Raw genomic sequence first — 16,059 nt, 5'->3', positions numbered from 1 at the left:
CAAGAGGGGGATTGCAAAATAGGTAAAAAATTATAGAAATGGACTAATAATAATCCTGGTTTAGCTGTTTTTAGTTATTTCTGACTGAAACACCAGCCCTATCATTTGCTTTATTCATGAGGAAGTAGAAATTCATCTCATATTCCCGCTGTCGGGTCGTAAATAATCGGTTGAAATGCATATGTAGGAAGTTGACGAAGATATTTTGCCGTTTAGAAGCCTTACATTTACTCAGGCACCTGATGAATGATGTGGTAAAATTTTCAAAACATGACTTTTCATAGGCTGCTAACTTGGGAAACTCCATCTCATAATATCTTTCACACGCCTGGTTCATCACTTTGAAATCTGAAGGTTTCAATTCAAACTCAGCGTTGTAACATTCCGACGTAGTGCTGATCCAGGCATTCAAATAATCCGCTTGAACAACTCCAGATTTCAGAATCTGCACGATGGCTGATTCGACCAGTTTGAATAACTGGCCACTGCTGAATTTGAGGGGCAGGATGGAGCTGACAAATTCACTATCAAAACAGAAATGACTTTCAACCATTTCCATGTTTAGGTCACGGTAGCGTTCAGATTCTCTTTTGTAGGTTTTGATGAGAAAATCCGAAACTAAACCCAATTCCAAATCGGAGTGCAGACTTGCTGAAAGCTCAGGGACGATCTTGCTTGAATCGCAAGGATCATGGAGCTGCACTCGCAGTCTTAAATGATCTCCGTCTTCATTATAACGGACGAAAAACCAGTTTTTTATACGTTGTGTGTGATTTGCGATCAGTGGTTTAACCACTTCCAGCATCAACTCATCCATGTAATTTGGATGGCAGTAAATTTCAAAGTATAACCAGTCGCCGCCGGGAGGGATAATGGATTGTTCCCCAACATGAAGCTGATTTAATTCCTCTGTCAGCCCCAGATAAACTTCTGAATCATGAAAAAGGGTGAATACGAACTCCTCCTGATAACTATCCCCGTTTTGGTCCTCAACAGCGCCACCTGTAGCTCCAGCTACCTCTGAAACGTAAAATGCCTTGTTTTTTTTCAGGTATAGACAGAAGGCCGAGGTGTCAGCGCGATTATCCAGATCAAAATAAAGCGTTTGATCACCGAATCCAGCTTTAAAGCAAAGGGGTATAGCCTTCTTCATAAAATGACTGATCACAAACTCTTCTAATCTATCACCAGAAGCCATGTTAACATCATCCAGTTTGATTAACCATTTCGCCGGGGACAAGATAATATTACCGAAATAGACCCTCGGATAAAAGTTAAGGTTCGGAAATATTTGCTGTAAATCAAGTTCCAGGTTAGTGGTCATCTCCTGAGATTGCAGATCACATAGAAACCGGAAAAGCGACAAATCAGATCTCTTGTAATTATATGCACTGGCAATCTTCGGAATCAATCTTTTTTTGAGTCTTAAAGATCTCAAGAATACTTTTCCCGCGTGGACACGTACCATGATATCTGATATCAGGACAGGATCTTCAGAATGGTCGAAGTTCAGGATGTTCAGCTCATAAGTATAAATTGATGCACGCCTGTTGATATTGTCCGTATGTGGATCCCCGGTATATCCGACATCAAATAAAATCACATCAGGATTAGCTTGCTGCTCAATATCCGCGATATTTTTACAAGCCTCAGTCCACTGCTCATCTTCCAAACTGAAACGACCAAAGATGCCATTTGCTGTACTTCCACCAATGGATTGGATCCATAAATCATCGGCTCTGGTAACAGCCATAACATTAAAAGTATTTGGAAAAGCATGTACATTAAACAGGCCTTCCGTTTTTACAGTTGCTAAGTCAATACCATTCTTACTAAACTCCCTACCTGAAGTTAAAGAAGATAGCAGCATATTTTTGATTTGTCGATCTGCCCGCTCTTCAGTCTTCGAACGATCCAAATTGGAGAAGAGCGCATCAGCCTCCGCAACCATCTCTAGGTCATCATACCCAACACCAGACTCGATATCCAGGGCTTGCATCAAAGGGATTTCTCGGTCGCCAAACTTAGCATAGAATCTGGATGCAAAGTTTGAAAGCGCCACACTCACATTTCCCTGGGAGATTTTAGCCAGTTTTTTAATCATCGGAACTAAATGCCTAACTAAGACTGGCTTGATATTGCCAGATAAGTGCTCTCGTTTAGCAATTACGTATCTCTTTTCGGCAATTACCTGGGGAATCAATTCCCTTAAGTAATCTCTACCAATGATATTTTGCTGCCGGGAGGAAAAGAGTAGCTGAACCTGTATCATTCCATTTAGCAGATCTTCAGCCAGTACCACCCTCATCTCTTCAACTGAAAGCGATGTCATCATCTGCTTAACACATATCGGGTCTGCGCATAAGTTCAAGATCTTCAGAATCAACTCAGAACTTCTAAACTCTGAGATCTGAAACTGCTGGTCTAGACATGTGATCACACGAATCTTACCTTTTATGCGATAGTAACTGCTGTTGGTAAAAAGTAAAACTCCCGGCTCATCATCGACAACGTACCGATTTCGGGAATCCCCCACAGCGCTCCAGTCAGCAAAGTTGCGGAGCTGTTGTTGCCGGTTGATAACTATCCGTCCTGAGTGTTTCGTGCCCAGATGTTTGACCAAAGAGACTGCGCCAAAACTGGCGAAAGGTGTACACCGATACCTTGCCCGGTTAAAATACTTCCACAGAGTAAACTTTACACGAGTCGGCAGCTGATCTAGATCAGCATACTCGCAGTCCTTAATCAGCCCATAGAAATCCTCAGAGGAGGACCGAATAGCCATTTTCAATTCCTGGAGATTATCAGACATTTCAGCTTGAACCGGAAGGAGGGGAGTTCGGAGCATTGCTGTTGAATGCAACCGAATATTATAGTTTGTTTTATTTGTCACATGGGCCAAACTAGCCTTAGCCAGCCTATTGGCCTAAAAGATTACACGAAACCAGGATTAGTCTACACGAAATCGACTATTTCTGCAAGAAATTCTGTCGTAACAGGCTTGGTGTAAGTAAAAGTCGTGCAAGTGTAAGTCTTGAGTATGGTGGCGTAAAAATTTAGGAACGAAAGGTTTTATTTTTTCAACTTGGAATCAACACGCCCATAGCTGAGTAGAGGAATACCCGTTCAATACTGTCCTTTGCAAGAGCTAAGTTCAATCACTTTCAATCAAACCAATTGTCATGATATCCGAACATGCCTTCAGATTCTTTTTAAGAACCCTCGAAAAGTTCCAGGCCCTGGACCCCTTGCTGAACAAAAAACTTCGAACTCATCTTCATGAAACAGAAAGCCCCAGAGGCGAAATCATGCTGCGTACCAGAACCCAGCACCCAGTATTGTACTTTATCATTTCCGGATCTGCCAGGGAAGTAACCATACATCCCCAAACAGGAAATGCCGAAACCACATGGATGTGGTTTCCGGGAGATTTTGTGTATACCAAGCCTGGCTTTTTTAGCCAGCAACCCTCAGCAAGCCGGGTAGAAACCATGGAAGAAAGTATTCTTCTTTATGTCGAAAAAGAACATTTTGATCAACTGGAATCAGAGTTCGGAGAGTTACGCCCATTGACAGAACGTGTCCGCGACCATTATCACCAATTGCTAAAAGCGCACGCATTCGCTCTAGCCGCCTCAACAAACCAGGAACGATATGATCAATTCGTTCGAAGGAGACCAAAAGCTTTAGCTACCCTAAACCACAAACACATCGCAAGTTTCCTGGGCATCAGGGACAAAGGACTGGACAGATATTCCCAGAAAAAATAATCATCCTACGAATTCCACATTTGTGGATCAGATTTCCACATCTGTGGAATTTTTGCAAGAAAATCTTTCAGAACTTTAGGTTAATCAAATCACCCTATTATGAAAATCACTCCAAATCAATCACAAGAAACTTTTTTCATAATGTTTATTTTAAGGCAGGTAGTGGCAAGCCCTGCTGCCTGTTTTAACTGGTCTTAGGTCTAACCGCTCATTTTAAGACAATGAATTTTATCAAATTGAAGCATCGAAACATTACTTCAGCGGTAGGCAGGAAAGGGATAATCGTAGATATTATTTCAGCGATTTTTATCGGGCTATTTATTTATACAGCTTCCGATAAGTTATTTACAATCCAAGGATTCATTAAGTTCATAAATGGACTGGAATTTTTAAACTTCGCTCCAGCGATTATCGCATGGTCTATTCCAGTAATTGAAATACTCATCTCACTCTTATTGCTTTTTCCAAGGACACGGTTTATAGGTTTACTTGCATCAGGAATATTGATGATCGCTTTTACTGGTTATCTAGTTTATATGAAGATGACAGTTGAGCACCTGCCTTGCCATTGTGGGGGAGCCATTAGTAAACTTAGTTGGGTCCAACATATTTGGTTTAACATCCTTCTTATCGTGATAGCCGGTTTGGGAATCCTTCTTCACCGGAGCAATTCAACGGACAAATGATATTTATGCGCGTAGATCAGGTTAATGCTGTATCCTGTGGAAAATACGGCTCTATTTTAAATTTAAACTAAAGTAAAATGAAAAATTTCAAAAACATCGCTTTCGGCCTGGTAGCAGGTATGTTAGCATTCGGCTTCAGTGCATTCACCAATGCAAAAGCCGCAGCTGGAGATGTCTATGCTCAAACAGGATCGGGAACCTATCAGCGAATTAGCAATCCGGGAGCTTATAATCCTTCATCAGACTGTACGCCTACGTCAAGTTCACCTTGCGTTTTTGTTCAGCCCGCTTCTGACACCAATGATCATGGTGATGTACTTACGATTAACCAAGCTCAGGACTTGGAACTGAGTCCTAGTTCAGATGGCACTTACATCGGTCCATTTTAAATCACAAGGGCGCCCTAATTAGGGCGCCTTCGTTACAGCCACTATTTACTTAAAGCTTCCTGAATCAAATTGATCATTTGTGTTGGGTTATCAGACGGAGGTGTTGCCTCATACATCTTTCCTTTGTTGAGAATAAAAACTGTCGGGTAGCCCTGAATCCCATAGGCCGCTATAAGCGGGTTGATAGATCCGGTATCACTACCTTTCCCTCCAGCGTAAAGATTAATTGATGACGGGTGCGTGTACTTCCCTTCCTTTATACTCTTAATCCAAGTTGTCTTGTCCTTGTCAATACTAATTGATACAAATTTCACATAAGGATTGGTCTTAAAGCGGTCTACTACCGGGGTCATTATTTTCGCTAGCTTCACACAATTAATGCAGCCAGTATACCAAAAATCCAATATCACTATGTCGCTCTCAAAATCCTTAAGTGTATAAACTTTTCCCTGTTCATCGGCTAAGGCGAAAGGGTGAAATGGAATTCCTTTACCATATTTTCTTTCAAGTTCCAGCAAAATATGTCTGTAGTCAGTTTTAGTTACTATACCGAGTGCTTCGTCCATGTAATCATCAGTATGTGGCAGTTTTTTATAGCACAGAAAAAACATCGTTAGCAACTTGTCTCTAATGATTCCTGTATAATTCGTTTTGATCCTTTGAAATACCCTTTTTCTGTGTTCAGGACTTTTGTCTACTTTGCCATCAGCATCAAATACAACACTCTCCATTTTGATTTTTTCAAAGAGATAATCACAGTAATTGGGCGATGCAATTATAAATTCAGGAGGCACCCTGCTGATCATGGAAGTAGGAGCTTGCTGAAATTCTTCACTTTCGAGGAAAGCCAGGACTTGCTCAGGGTCGTCAGAGACCAGGAACTGAGACCAGAACCATGAAAAATACCTCAATCCATAACAATTTGCCAAGAGGACTTCCAATATATCTTTAGGTAGTTTGGTAGAATACCCATTTACTGTAGCAATTCTAATCTTGAGAACCGAGTCAGCTTTAGCATTGATGTAAGCGATGTGTTTTTTAAATTGTCGTGAATTTATTAGGTCTTTTGATGTATTGTCGAACGTAAATTGATGCTTATACATTTCACTTTGACATTGGAGTTTTTCCGAACCTTTTCCGGAAAAATAGAAGAACTCACCAGATAGTTCACATGAAATCTCATCTCCTTCCTCTAGAATATAGACGTTGGCAAATGACTGCCAGTTTTCCATGCCTCTTAATCCATCAAAGAATAAGGTCATGTAAAAACGTTCAGCCGGAGCAGGTATAATGAATTTGAATAATTTGTTGTACTTGGTTTCGAGGGTATAAGATGTAATAGGTGCGATTGTAGGATTGCTGGAAAAACTTGAAATGTTAACTGTAACCTTGATCTCTTTTTCAGGGAACAAGTTCCAAGCAGCATCTGTTATCCGGCCTTCTATGGTTACTTGGCCTTCGTTTGTCTTTTTTTCAATAATACTGGCGCTGGCAAAGTTCGCCAGAAGCGCCAGGCACATGAATAGTAATTTCTTCATTTTATCTTGGGTTTTGTGGTATTCCTGAAAGCGAAACTTCATTGTCAGGGATGGGAAAGACGTATCTTTTGTCATTTGGAGCCAGTGTATATTTATTGGAATTGACTGTTCGTGTGAGTGTAATTGCTGCCCCCTCTTTATTCAGACGCTTTAGGTCAGTCCAACGTAAACCTCTCCATACCAGTTCCTTTTGCCTTTCTATTAGAACTGCCGCCAGGGCTTCCTCAGGAGTAGTGGAAATAATTTCTTGGAAAGGTTTAGCTGGTATTGTAGCGTTGGCATCCCACCGCTTTATTTTCAATTGATTTAGGAATTTCATTGATTCAGAAACCTCGTTCCTGCGCGCCAGGCACTCAGCCTTAATTAAGTAGATTTCATCCGTTGCCAGACCGACAAAAGGGAAAGCACCTCCATTTCCGTAATACGTTCGCTTTGGATCATATGTCCCGTCTAATTGCTTACTAAAGTAAATCGGCAGTCTAAGGTCGTTGGGTTCATACATACTGATTATTTCTTTAGACATCTCTATGGATGTATTGTTGCCTATTGAGGTATAGGTTCCGTCTGCTATCGCCAATCGCGCGTAGATTTGTTCGTCATGATTATTTCCGAAGGGGGCAGTAGCAGTTTTGTTCAGGGTTTTGTAGTCAATTAGCTTATTATATAACAGCAGGCATGAATCTGAGTGAAGCTCGGCTAAAGCGTATTCCCTCATACTTAAATAGACTCTGGATAATAGCGCGTGTACAGCCGCTTTTGATGGTCGTGTTCTTGCTGATGGCAGGTCATTATTGAATAGTTGGCTGGCAATGGATAGGTCCAATAAAATCTGGTCAAAATTTTCTTTTACTGTCGATCTTGGCCGAAGCTCATCCACTGAAGGTTTGAGCCGGATGGGCACGCCTAGGTCAGTCGCAGAAGTAGTTGCGTCATAGGTGTTAGAAAAATTACTCACCAGATCATGGTAAGAAAATGCCCTTACGAAAAGAGCAGAAGCCCTGACCCTGCTCCATTCTTTATTGTTGAGGTTCGTGACTTCGATTTTTTCCAGTCCTGAGACGATATTATTCGCATAAAATATTGTGGAATAAGGTAAGTTCCAGTGAAGGCATGGTTCCCCTTCATAAAGATCCTTTGACCAGATGTAAGAATTCCTGGAAAGCGCTGTAAAAGAAGATTGCCATAGCAGGTCACTGCTGAATGCATATTCATCAGAAGCTAGAATACCCAGTCCTATACCGACGTTCATGATCTCGGTATTGTCTAGAAGCTTTTGAAATTCCTCCAAGCTTGTCGGTTGTATAATTTGAGTGCTAGGTTTGATGTCTAGAAAATCCTTTTTACATCCTGTGCTTATGATTGTAAATACCACCATGAACACGATAGTTATTATAAGTTGCTTTTTCATTTGTTGAAATTAAAAAGATGCTTTCAGGCCAATGGCAAAAGATGTTGGGGTAAGATATCCTGATCTCTGATCTGGATCTATTCCATGCTCATTAGCACGCCAAAGCAAACCGATGTTTGTGATGTAACTATAAATATTTAAACTTGTGAAGGGCAGTTTCCCTAACTGGCTTTTCTGAAGCGAGTAGTTGAAATTAATGTCCTGAAGCCGGATATGATTTCCTTTGCTAACCAGTATTGCTGCATCTGTATAGAATGCAGATCTGGAGGAATTGTTGGGGTAGACAGCCGAAGGTACGTTTGTTTTCAACTCATCGCCGGGATTTTGCCAACGCTGCTCGTAATCAGGTTGAATAAACGAGCCTCCCGCTACATAGAGGTTAGAATAATTCACAGACAGTCGTTTGAAATAGTAACCCATCTTGTAGGTCACATTAAAGGAAAGCTCGAAATTTTTGAATTGAAATGTGTTCCTCACCGCACCAAATGATGTTGGAGTGGCAGAACCAAAGTAATCAAGCTGGTTTCTATCCTGAGAACCTCTTATTTTGGTATAATCCAGGCTGACGAGATTGTCTAAATATCCCTGGGGGTTTCCATTAGCGTCCAACCCTGCCCATCTGTAAGCGAAAATGGAATTTATTGGGTATTGTTCCAGGGGAGACAAACTATTCGTACTGGAGCTCACTATGCTTCCATTGTTGCCTATCGATGCTTTATATTCAGTGATCTTATCCTTGACGAAGTTTAATATGAAATTCGTCTCCCACCTTAAGGAACGATTTATATTCTTCGTATTCAACTGCAGGTCTATTCCTGCGGTGTGAGTGTTGGCAGTGTTGCCTGTAAAGGTCGATATCCCAGTTTGTGGAGCGATTGGGCTAGTCGCAATCAAATCGAGGCCGTCTTTGACATAATATTCAACACTTCCCGAAATTCGATTTTCCTTTAAAGCGAAATATAGACCTAAGTTTATGTTTTTCACCCGTTCCCAGCGTAAACTTTCGTTGGGAGGGTTGACAATCGTGTAATAAAGTGAATTGGTAAACTGATTTGTAAACGACGGGACAGCAGTAAGATATGCTGATATTGAGTTATTGACATTTCCGTTATATCCGTAACTTGCTTTTATTTGAAGGGCAGACAACCAGTCTGCAGTTAAGAAATTCTCTTTTTGAAGGTTCCAGGCTAATCCCAATGACCACAACGGTACGCCTTTTTGATTTGCTTTTACGCCAAAAAGGTTCGATTCGTCCCGGCGGTAACTGCCCGTAATGGTATATTTTTCATCATAAATATAGGTGGCATTGGCGTAAAATGATAGGTATCTGTTCTTAGTGGCGGACTGGACCATACCTGAGGGAATTCTGGACAAACCCGTGTTATAATAGTTTCGGAATTGGGTGACATAATCCACTGCTATGTTAGTAGCTGTTTCAGCGTTATATCCATATAGGGTGTATGAATTATTAGAAAATGAATCGTCCCGAACCTCATACCCCGCTATTGCAGTGGTTGAATGTTTTGGGTTCCAGGTAGAGTTGAAGTTTAACTGAGCCCGGCCGTAATTCGACCTTCTGGCCGTAAATGTAGGAGTATAAATATCTCCGGTTGGAATTGGTAATGTAGCTACACCTGTATTGGAATTGACCTTACTAAAGCTGTTTATGAGGTTCCGGGTATAAAACGAGTCCTTGCCGTATGTATTCTCTGCCTTGGTATTAGCAGAATAGAACTGATAATTCAACCCAAATGTAAGCCCTTTAATAATCCTGTAGCTGATACCAAGATTTAGTCTGTAATCGGTTAGATCTTGCTCCTGGTTTGATGTTCCGTACTTCAGCTCATCGAGTGGACGATATTTCCAGTCGAGTAGCGCACCCCTGCCAGCAGTGTCTGTGTAGGAAGAGCGTAAACCAGAATTAATTACAATTGGTAAGGCATTGCCGTTCTCATCGGCGACCTGTTCGTAAGGTAAATACCCAGTCCTGTTATAGGTGAATGCGTTATCAGACTTGGATTTAGAAAAATTCAGGTCTGTAGTCAAATTAATACGATCATTCAAAAATTTATAGGTATTCGCGCCTTTTAGCGTAATCCTCGAGTCAGACTGGGCGACGGCGTTCGGCCTATTTTTATCCAGACCGACGGAAAAATAATAAGACTGATTTTTACCACCGCCCGCAATGTCAGTGGAGTAGTGTTGCTGCAAACTCCTTCTGATAAAATATCTGCTCCGCTGCTCTCTATAATCCAACTTTCGGAAAACCTCAATTTCTCCATTTACCTGACTCGCTAAACTTGGGTCTTGTTTTAGCTTTTGTAGCAGTGCAACTACTGGAGATATGGTTGCGTAACCATTATTGATCGTCGAATTGAATGCACCCCTCTCGAACAGAAATTTTTCAATGTCAATATAATCACTTGAATTTAACTGGGGCTGATGATACAGATCCGGTTTTTCACCAATAGTCACATCGGTTTTTACACTGACCAAAGCTTTAGCATTCAATAGGCCTCTTTTTGTAGTAATTACAATCACACCATTTCCGGCACGAACGCCCCAAATAGACGCGGCTGCGGCATCCTTAAGTATGGTGATATTTTCAATATTATCAGGATTGATTGCATTTAAATCACCCTCGAAAGGAAAATTATCAACCACAATTAAAGGCGTGGTATTCGAGAAAATTGTACTTCGCCCGCGGATGCTAAGACGAGTTGAATTGCCCGTGCTGTTATCTAACAAAAGACCATTTGTCACTCCTTTTAAGCGGCTTATTAGATCCGGGGATACCGTCCGGTTTAATAGCTTATTGTCGATAACAGTAAAAGATCCGGTAGTTCTTTCTTTTGGGATTTCCTGGTATCCAGTGCTTACTATAGCCACCTCTGAAAGGAGATCAAAGCCTGCTTTAAGCGTAATCGTAAATGGCCCCAGGTTTCCAGGGTTAAATATAATTGAAGTACTTTCGTAACCAACATACTTTACCATTAAAACGCCTTCAGAAACATCTGACATCAATCTGAAGTTTCCTTGTTCATCTGTTACAGTCCCAAAAGATGTATTATCTATCGTCACGTTTGCCCCTGACAGTGGAACACCAGCAGTATCTAACACACGTCCACTAATTTCAATCTGCTTAGATGGATTTGCCAGGCGCTTTTGCGCAAGCTTATCTTTAATCACGATCGTTTTATTGACAATACTATATTCCAGCTCCGTACCTGATAGTACTACCCTCATTACTTCGGGAATGGGAGAGTCCTTAAAATTTGCGGCGATCAGTTTGTCACCATCTAATTTCGCTTCATTCCAGGTCACCCTGTAACCAGTTTGTTTTTTGATTTCCTTGAAAAGCTGAGCAATACTAATCCTGTTATTAATATAATCCAGCTTCTGCGCAGCCAGCTTCGTACTTAAACAACTTAGTAGAACGACGATCAATACGGTGGTTATTCGCACAAATCCCGTCGGGAATAGCGCATGCCTTAAGCATTCACCCAAATTTTTGGTATAAATTTTATACATTTGAATCGATTGGTTTAGTTATAGTATGATATCCAAATTTTTTACAATCCGAACCGATCGCCAGGAGTGCCCCCAAGCACTCCTGAATTTTGCCATCTAATTCGGATTGAAGCTATTACCTTTATTTCGTCACCGCAATCCTCCTTCCTTCAATCTTGAATTTTACATCGCCAGTACGCTCCAGCATACTTAAAACCTCGATGATCTGATCAGACCTTGATATAGCACCCCCAAAAATTTGACGTTTAACCTCCGGATCACCATAAACGAAAGACACATCATACCACCTGGAGATCTGCGCCAAAATATTCCCTAAAGGCTCTTTTCTGAAAATAAACTCCCCCTTTGTCCAGGCAACAGCCATATCAGTATCCACCTGCCTGATCACAAACTCATCCCTCTCAAAATGAGATTGTTCACCCGGCCTAAGAATTTTCCCCATATTCAGACTAACAGAACCCTCAACCAGCGTAGTGATAACCGGCTCATTCGCATAACAGCTGATGTTAAAACTTGTCCCAAAAACCTGAGTCATCTGCCCACCTGAACGCACTACAAAAGGATGCTTCTTATCCGGCTTCACCTTAAAAAAAGCCTCACCTGAAAGCTCAACCTCGCGTTTCAAAACCCCGGCAAAAGAAGAGGGGAATTTAAGGCTCGATTCCGCATTGAGCCAGACCTCAGTACCATCCGGCAATACGAGATTAAACTGACCGCCTCTTGGAACCCGCAATACCTGCAAACCAGGCAGCGGGGAAGATGAAGCAGCGCCAGCGCTCACCTTAGAGCCATCAAGATAACTTATATCTTCCCCACTAGCCACAATTCCAGTTTTCCTACCATCCAAAACAATCGTGCTCCCATCCGCTAGCACTAAGCTGGCTTTATTGCTTCCCGGCTGAATAACAGTAGCAGTCATTGGTTTAGAATCTCGATTCAGCAAATCGTTCCTGCTAATCAGGTATCCAGCAGCGGCAATTGCTAAAGCAGCTGCTGAAGCAATCAGCCAGGAATCCAATCTGGGGAGCCGCTGCAAAAAGCCCACCTTTCTACTACGATCCGCACCTCTTTCATCCTCCAGCATCTGTTCAAGCCTAGCCTTCACCACAGCGGAAATCCGCTCAACCTTCTCCTGCCAGTCCCCAACACTCTCGTGCTGGAGCTGCATATACCAGTCATCCAGCAATGCAACCTCTTCTTCAGTGCATTCCCCCGCATTATATTTTTTAATTAAAAGCTTAGCCTCTTCATCTGTCATTATTCCTATTCAGTTAACGGATTTGTTATGATGACAGTGAAAAGAATCTATTTACCTAGATGAAACTTAAAAAGATTCTACTTTCTCACCTGGTGGAAATGTTCGCCATGTCTGCAGCCACAATGATTTTGATAGATTAACTGCGGACATCTCAGGGTGAGGGATATGGTTATTGTCACTTTAGGGTGGTCACGAGCCGAGATTTTCCGCGTCTGTTGGATTTTAGTTCGTCATACAAATTGGGACTTTTGAATTACGACCTCTCGAAAGTTAGGTAAAAATTAAGAAGGAGTTGGTAGGATTGAATTCAACTTATAGATAGAAATATGATAATTTTAAAAATAACCAGAAATAATCATTTCACAATTTTTAACCAAGAATAACCGTATGAAAAAACAATCAGAAAGAACTTATTTGGTTCATCTACAGTAACTCAGTTGCGGGAGTAAATTATTATGTGATTTACACATTTACCTATGTTCACGACTTTCCGACGTGTCATAATACATTTAGATACTGAGTCTGTGGTGGCCAGATTCAGATTTGAAATCTGCCGAGGCTTTCCTCGGTTTAGCAGAAATTAAAAAACGTCAAATGAAAGTCTTGGCACGCAAATAAACCCGTTGTCGCTCCCGATGAACTTTGACAGAAATCATGACCTATTACTTTAACTTATGATAATGAAGCAATCTGCGTTACTTACTTTTCTCCACTACGCTTTAGTGTGTATGATCTTCTTCCTCTTGCATCAATTTAAATTTCTAGCACTGTCTCCTCTGCATGCTAATCTTGACCTATGCGATGCCTATTGGTATAATGATATGCGAACAGGGGGCTATGAGTTCATTGCGAACAAGATGTGTAACATGGCATATTTTCCATTGTTTCCAGTTTTCTGGTCGATTAGCAACCTGAATTCTCTAGGTATCACTATCTTGAATCTGATGATTTTCTGTATTTCGTATAGTTTTTTGATGCGTAAATTTAAATATCATTGGTCGTACCTGATTTTGATTTGTTCGATGCCAAGCTTCATATTTTTCGCTCTCCCTTATTCTGAATCATTATTTTTTTTGTTTGGAGTTATTTTGATTACCGGGTACCAAAAAAACAATAATTATCTTATTTTTCTCGGGTTATTAGGATGTGGATTAACTCGCTCCGTGTCCACATTTTTCATACCTGCGATAATTTTGACTGAATATATTAATTATCGCAGCAATCGTATTAATGTTCAGCTTTCCGTATTTATAAAACGTTCCGTTTTATACTCATCTGCCTGCTTGATCAGTATTTCTGCCGTATCTTGTATGCAGTTTTTACAAACCGGGCACTGGTTCTATTTCTTGAAAATTCAAAAACTTTGGGGCCGGCATTTCGAAATGCCGCAGCTTCCTTTCACTACAGCGTCTCCGGAGAGAGTGCTAGGCGTGGATTCGATTGCGCTAGTTATTGGGATTTGCGCAATGTTTTTTCTGTTCAGGTGGATTATTGCCGCCTTTTTGCCACATTTTAAATCCTCAACGTCAATGTTGACCATGAGACTCCCACGCGAAGTTGTATTTTCTATGTTATATCTTGCAGCCATCGCATTTCTAGACAGCTTTTTTACTGATGCAGTTGATCAGAGGACTAAGATATGGAGCATGAACAGGCATATTTTTTGCACACCCTTTGTTGTTTGTTTTTTGATTTGGTTATTCCAGCATAGACCTGATTCAATAGACAGGAAGGCCATGATTATAATTTTGATTGGCGGAATCTTATTGACGTCATTATTTCAATATCCATATCACTTATTCTATTATGTGTTATTTTTCATCGTATTTCTCCCATCCTTTCTACTCCCCAGAAAGGTAGGCATACCATTTTCTAAACTAATCCTCGGTACCTTCTATATTACAAACATCGTCATCTTCCTTAAATTTTATCATTCATTCTTGAATGATTTGTGGGTAGGTTGATAAGCAAAAAGTCATTCTATTAAAAAACGAACATATGAAAAAGTCATCATTAAAAGCTTATCTGCGAAAGTCTCATCAAGAAGTATCTCATAGGAAAAGAATAGAAATCCTTTCTGATATTCTAGCCACTAATATGTCATCACTCAGTAATCATTCTCTTTGGAATTGCTTAGATATTGGATGCGGTGACATGAAGATTTCTAGCCTTATATCGCAGAAGGCCAGCCAGATTAATTTCAAATGCATCGATGTATTCCCAAAACCTGAAAATCGAATTGATATCAACTGGGATAATTATTTGCAATATGACGGGGTTCAAATACCCTACGAACAAAACTCTTTCGATGCTGCAATATTAGTAGATGTACTACATCACTGTACAGATATTACGGGCACTTTGAATGAGGCGAGAAGGATAACACCTTATATCATTGTCAAAGATCATTTAGAGTACGGGCTTGTTTCAAGAACGCTTCTACAACTGATGGATTTCTATGGTAATTGGGCCTACGACGTAAATGTTCCAAAGCGCTATTTTTCGAAAGAATCATTTGAAAAGCTATGTAAAGAATGTGGATTCAAAATACTCAGCATGCAAATTGGCATAAACCTGTACAAAACATTACCATTGATTGCACGAATTACAAAGCCTGAATGGCAATTTATAGCAGTTTTAGAGCGCGAACAAATTGATTGAGTCGCACATGATACTATTCAAGAATATCAGCGTGTGTATATCAAAAAAGGTGAGTGCAATTTTATGCTTACTTATTTCAACATTAATGCTATGTTTTCTCGCTATTTACAACGGTTATCCCCTTGTTTTTAATAACGATTCCGGCATGTATATAGAGAATGCATTCGACAACTGGGTTGCTCCGGACCGGCCTAAGTTGTACGGTTTATTTATCTTGGTTTCGAGTTTAGCTAGGTCTCTTTGGCTTGTAGTTTTTGTACAAGCCTTGATAGTATCATTAGTATTATGGTACTATTTTAAATACTTCGCGACTGGAAAATTTCACCTCACCTACTTACTGTTCATGGCAACGATCTCATTTGGTACAAGTGCTTCGTTTGAGGTGAGTTGGATTATGCCAGATGTTTTCACCTCAGTGTCTATATTATCCCTTGGGTTGTTGCTTTTTGCTGGAAATATTACGAAGCGTGACGCAGTTATCAATTCTCTGTTAGTTGTGCTTAGTATAAGCGTTCATAACTCCCACTTCTATATTTGTCTACTTTTAGTAATGATTGTTTACGCTTTATTTTTCGTCCCAGTAGTGAGAACACTTTATTATAAATTAGGTTTGAAGCACTCAAAAGGCCTCTATTGTTTTTTTTTGATTCTATTTAGTTATTTCTTTATGGGCGCTGTTCACTATCTAAACGACGGCCACTTTAAGACTACCAGAGGTGGTAGTGTTTTTATTTTGAGCAATTTTATAGAAATGGGGGTTGTTGATATATATTTGGATGATAATTGTGACCAGCACTCCTATAAATTATGTAAGTACA

General features: G+C 40.5%; 9 protein-coding genes. 4 read left to right on the top strand and 5 right to left on the bottom strand.

Going from position 1 to position 16,059, the window contains the following annotated elements:
* Window positions 1–70 precede the first annotated feature (70 nt).
* A complete protein-coding gene (locus tag WAE59_RS24855; RefSeq protein WP_337858716.1) occupies window positions 71–2,893 on the bottom strand; it encodes a lantibiotic dehydratase in 2,823 nt (940 codons plus the stop codon).
* Between the two features lie 289 nt (window positions 2,894–3,182).
* Between WAE59_RS24855 and WAE59_RS24850 the strand changes: the two genes are divergently transcribed.
* The 3 genes from WAE59_RS24850 to WAE59_RS24845 all read left to right on the top strand — a co-directional run bounded on the left by WAE59_RS24850 (window position 3,183) and on the right by WAE59_RS24845 (window position 4,845).
* A complete protein-coding gene (locus WAE59_RS24850) occupies window positions 3,183–3,770 on the top strand; it encodes a Crp/Fnr family transcriptional regulator (RefSeq protein ID WP_337858715.1) in 588 nt (195 codons plus the stop codon).
* Window positions 3,771–3,991: 221 nt separating this feature from the next.
* The gene (locus tag WAE59_RS25915) at window positions 3,992–4,456 is read left to right on the top strand and encodes a MauE/DoxX family redox-associated membrane protein (protein WP_443147272.1); all 465 of its coding nucleotides are present in this window, start codon (window positions 3,992–3,994) and stop codon (window positions 4,454–4,456) included.
* Window positions 4,457–4,533: 77 nt separating this feature from the next.
* On the top strand, window positions 4,534–4,845 hold the full coding sequence (locus WAE59_RS24845) for a hypothetical protein (RefSeq protein WP_337858714.1): 312 nt from the start codon (window positions 4,534–4,536) through the stop codon (window positions 4,843–4,845).
* Between the two features lie 41 nt (window positions 4,846–4,886).
* Here WAE59_RS24845 and WAE59_RS24840 read toward each other — a convergent pair whose 3' ends face one another.
* From WAE59_RS24840 to WAE59_RS24825, 4 genes are all read right to left on the bottom strand, one after another.
* Window positions 4,887–6,383, bottom strand: a complete 1,497-nt coding sequence (locus WAE59_RS24840) for a TlpA family protein disulfide reductase (RefSeq protein WP_337858713.1) — start codon at window positions 6,381–6,383, stop codon at window positions 4,887–4,889.
* A 1-nt stretch (window position 6,384) separates the two neighbouring features.
* Window positions 6,385–7,791 (bottom strand): RagB/SusD family nutrient uptake outer membrane protein, encoded by a 1,407-nt coding sequence (locus WAE59_RS24835; protein ID WP_337858712.1) that lies wholly within the window; start codon window positions 7,789–7,791, stop codon window positions 6,385–6,387.
* Between the two features lie 9 nt (window positions 7,792–7,800).
* Window positions 7,801–11,322, bottom strand: coding sequence for a SusC/RagA family TonB-linked outer membrane protein (locus WAE59_RS24830; RefSeq protein WP_337858711.1), 3,522 nt, complete (start codon window positions 11,320–11,322; stop codon window positions 7,801–7,803).
* A gap of 121 nt (window positions 11,323–11,443) precedes the next feature.
* Complete coding sequence (locus WAE59_RS24825) at window positions 11,444–12,580, bottom strand: FecR family protein (protein WP_337858710.1); 1,137 nt, start codon at window positions 12,578–12,580, stop codon at window positions 11,444–11,446.
* A gap of 1,998 nt (window positions 12,581–14,578) precedes the next feature.
* Between WAE59_RS24825 and WAE59_RS24820 the strand changes: the two genes are divergently transcribed.
* Entirely contained in the window at window positions 14,579–15,241 is a 663-nt protein-coding gene (locus WAE59_RS24820) for a class I SAM-dependent methyltransferase (RefSeq protein ID WP_337858709.1), read from the top strand.
* Window positions 15,242–16,059 lie beyond the last annotated feature (818 nt).

The organism is Pedobacter sp. GR22-6 (genome assembly GCF_037402555.1).
Taxonomy (GTDB): domain Bacteria; phylum Bacteroidota; class Bacteroidia; order Sphingobacteriales; family Sphingobacteriaceae; genus Pedobacter.
This window is presented reverse-complemented; position numbering and strand designations above follow the sequence as displayed.

Coding starts and splice junctions, on each gene's coding strand:
- WAE59_RS24840 (WP_337858713.1), bottom strand. CDS start 6,383: ATGAAGAAATTACTATTCATGTGCCTGGCGCTTCTGGCGAACTTTGCC.
- WAE59_RS24835 (WP_337858712.1), bottom strand. CDS start 7,791: ATGAAAAAGCAACTTATAATAACTATCGTGTTCATGGTGGTATTTACA.
- WAE59_RS25915 (WP_443147272.1), top strand. CDS start 3,992: ATGAATTTTATCAAATTGAAGCATCGAAACATTACTTCAGCGGTAGGC.
- WAE59_RS24845 (WP_337858714.1), top strand. CDS start 4,534: ATGAAAAATTTCAAAAACATCGCTTTCGGCCTGGTAGCAGGTATGTTA.
- WAE59_RS24820 (WP_337858709.1), top strand. CDS start 14,579: ATGAAAAAGTCATCATTAAAAGCTTATCTGCGAAAGTCTCATCAAGAA.
- WAE59_RS24850 (WP_337858715.1), top strand. CDS start 3,183: ATGATATCCGAACATGCCTTCAGATTCTTTTTAAGAACCCTCGAAAAG.
- WAE59_RS24830 (WP_337858711.1), bottom strand. CDS start 11,322: ATGTATAAAATTTATACCAAAAATTTGGGTGAATGCTTAAGGCATGCG.
- WAE59_RS24825 (WP_337858710.1), bottom strand. CDS start 12,580: ATGACAGATGAAGAGGCTAAGCTTTTAATTAAAAAATATAATGCGGGG.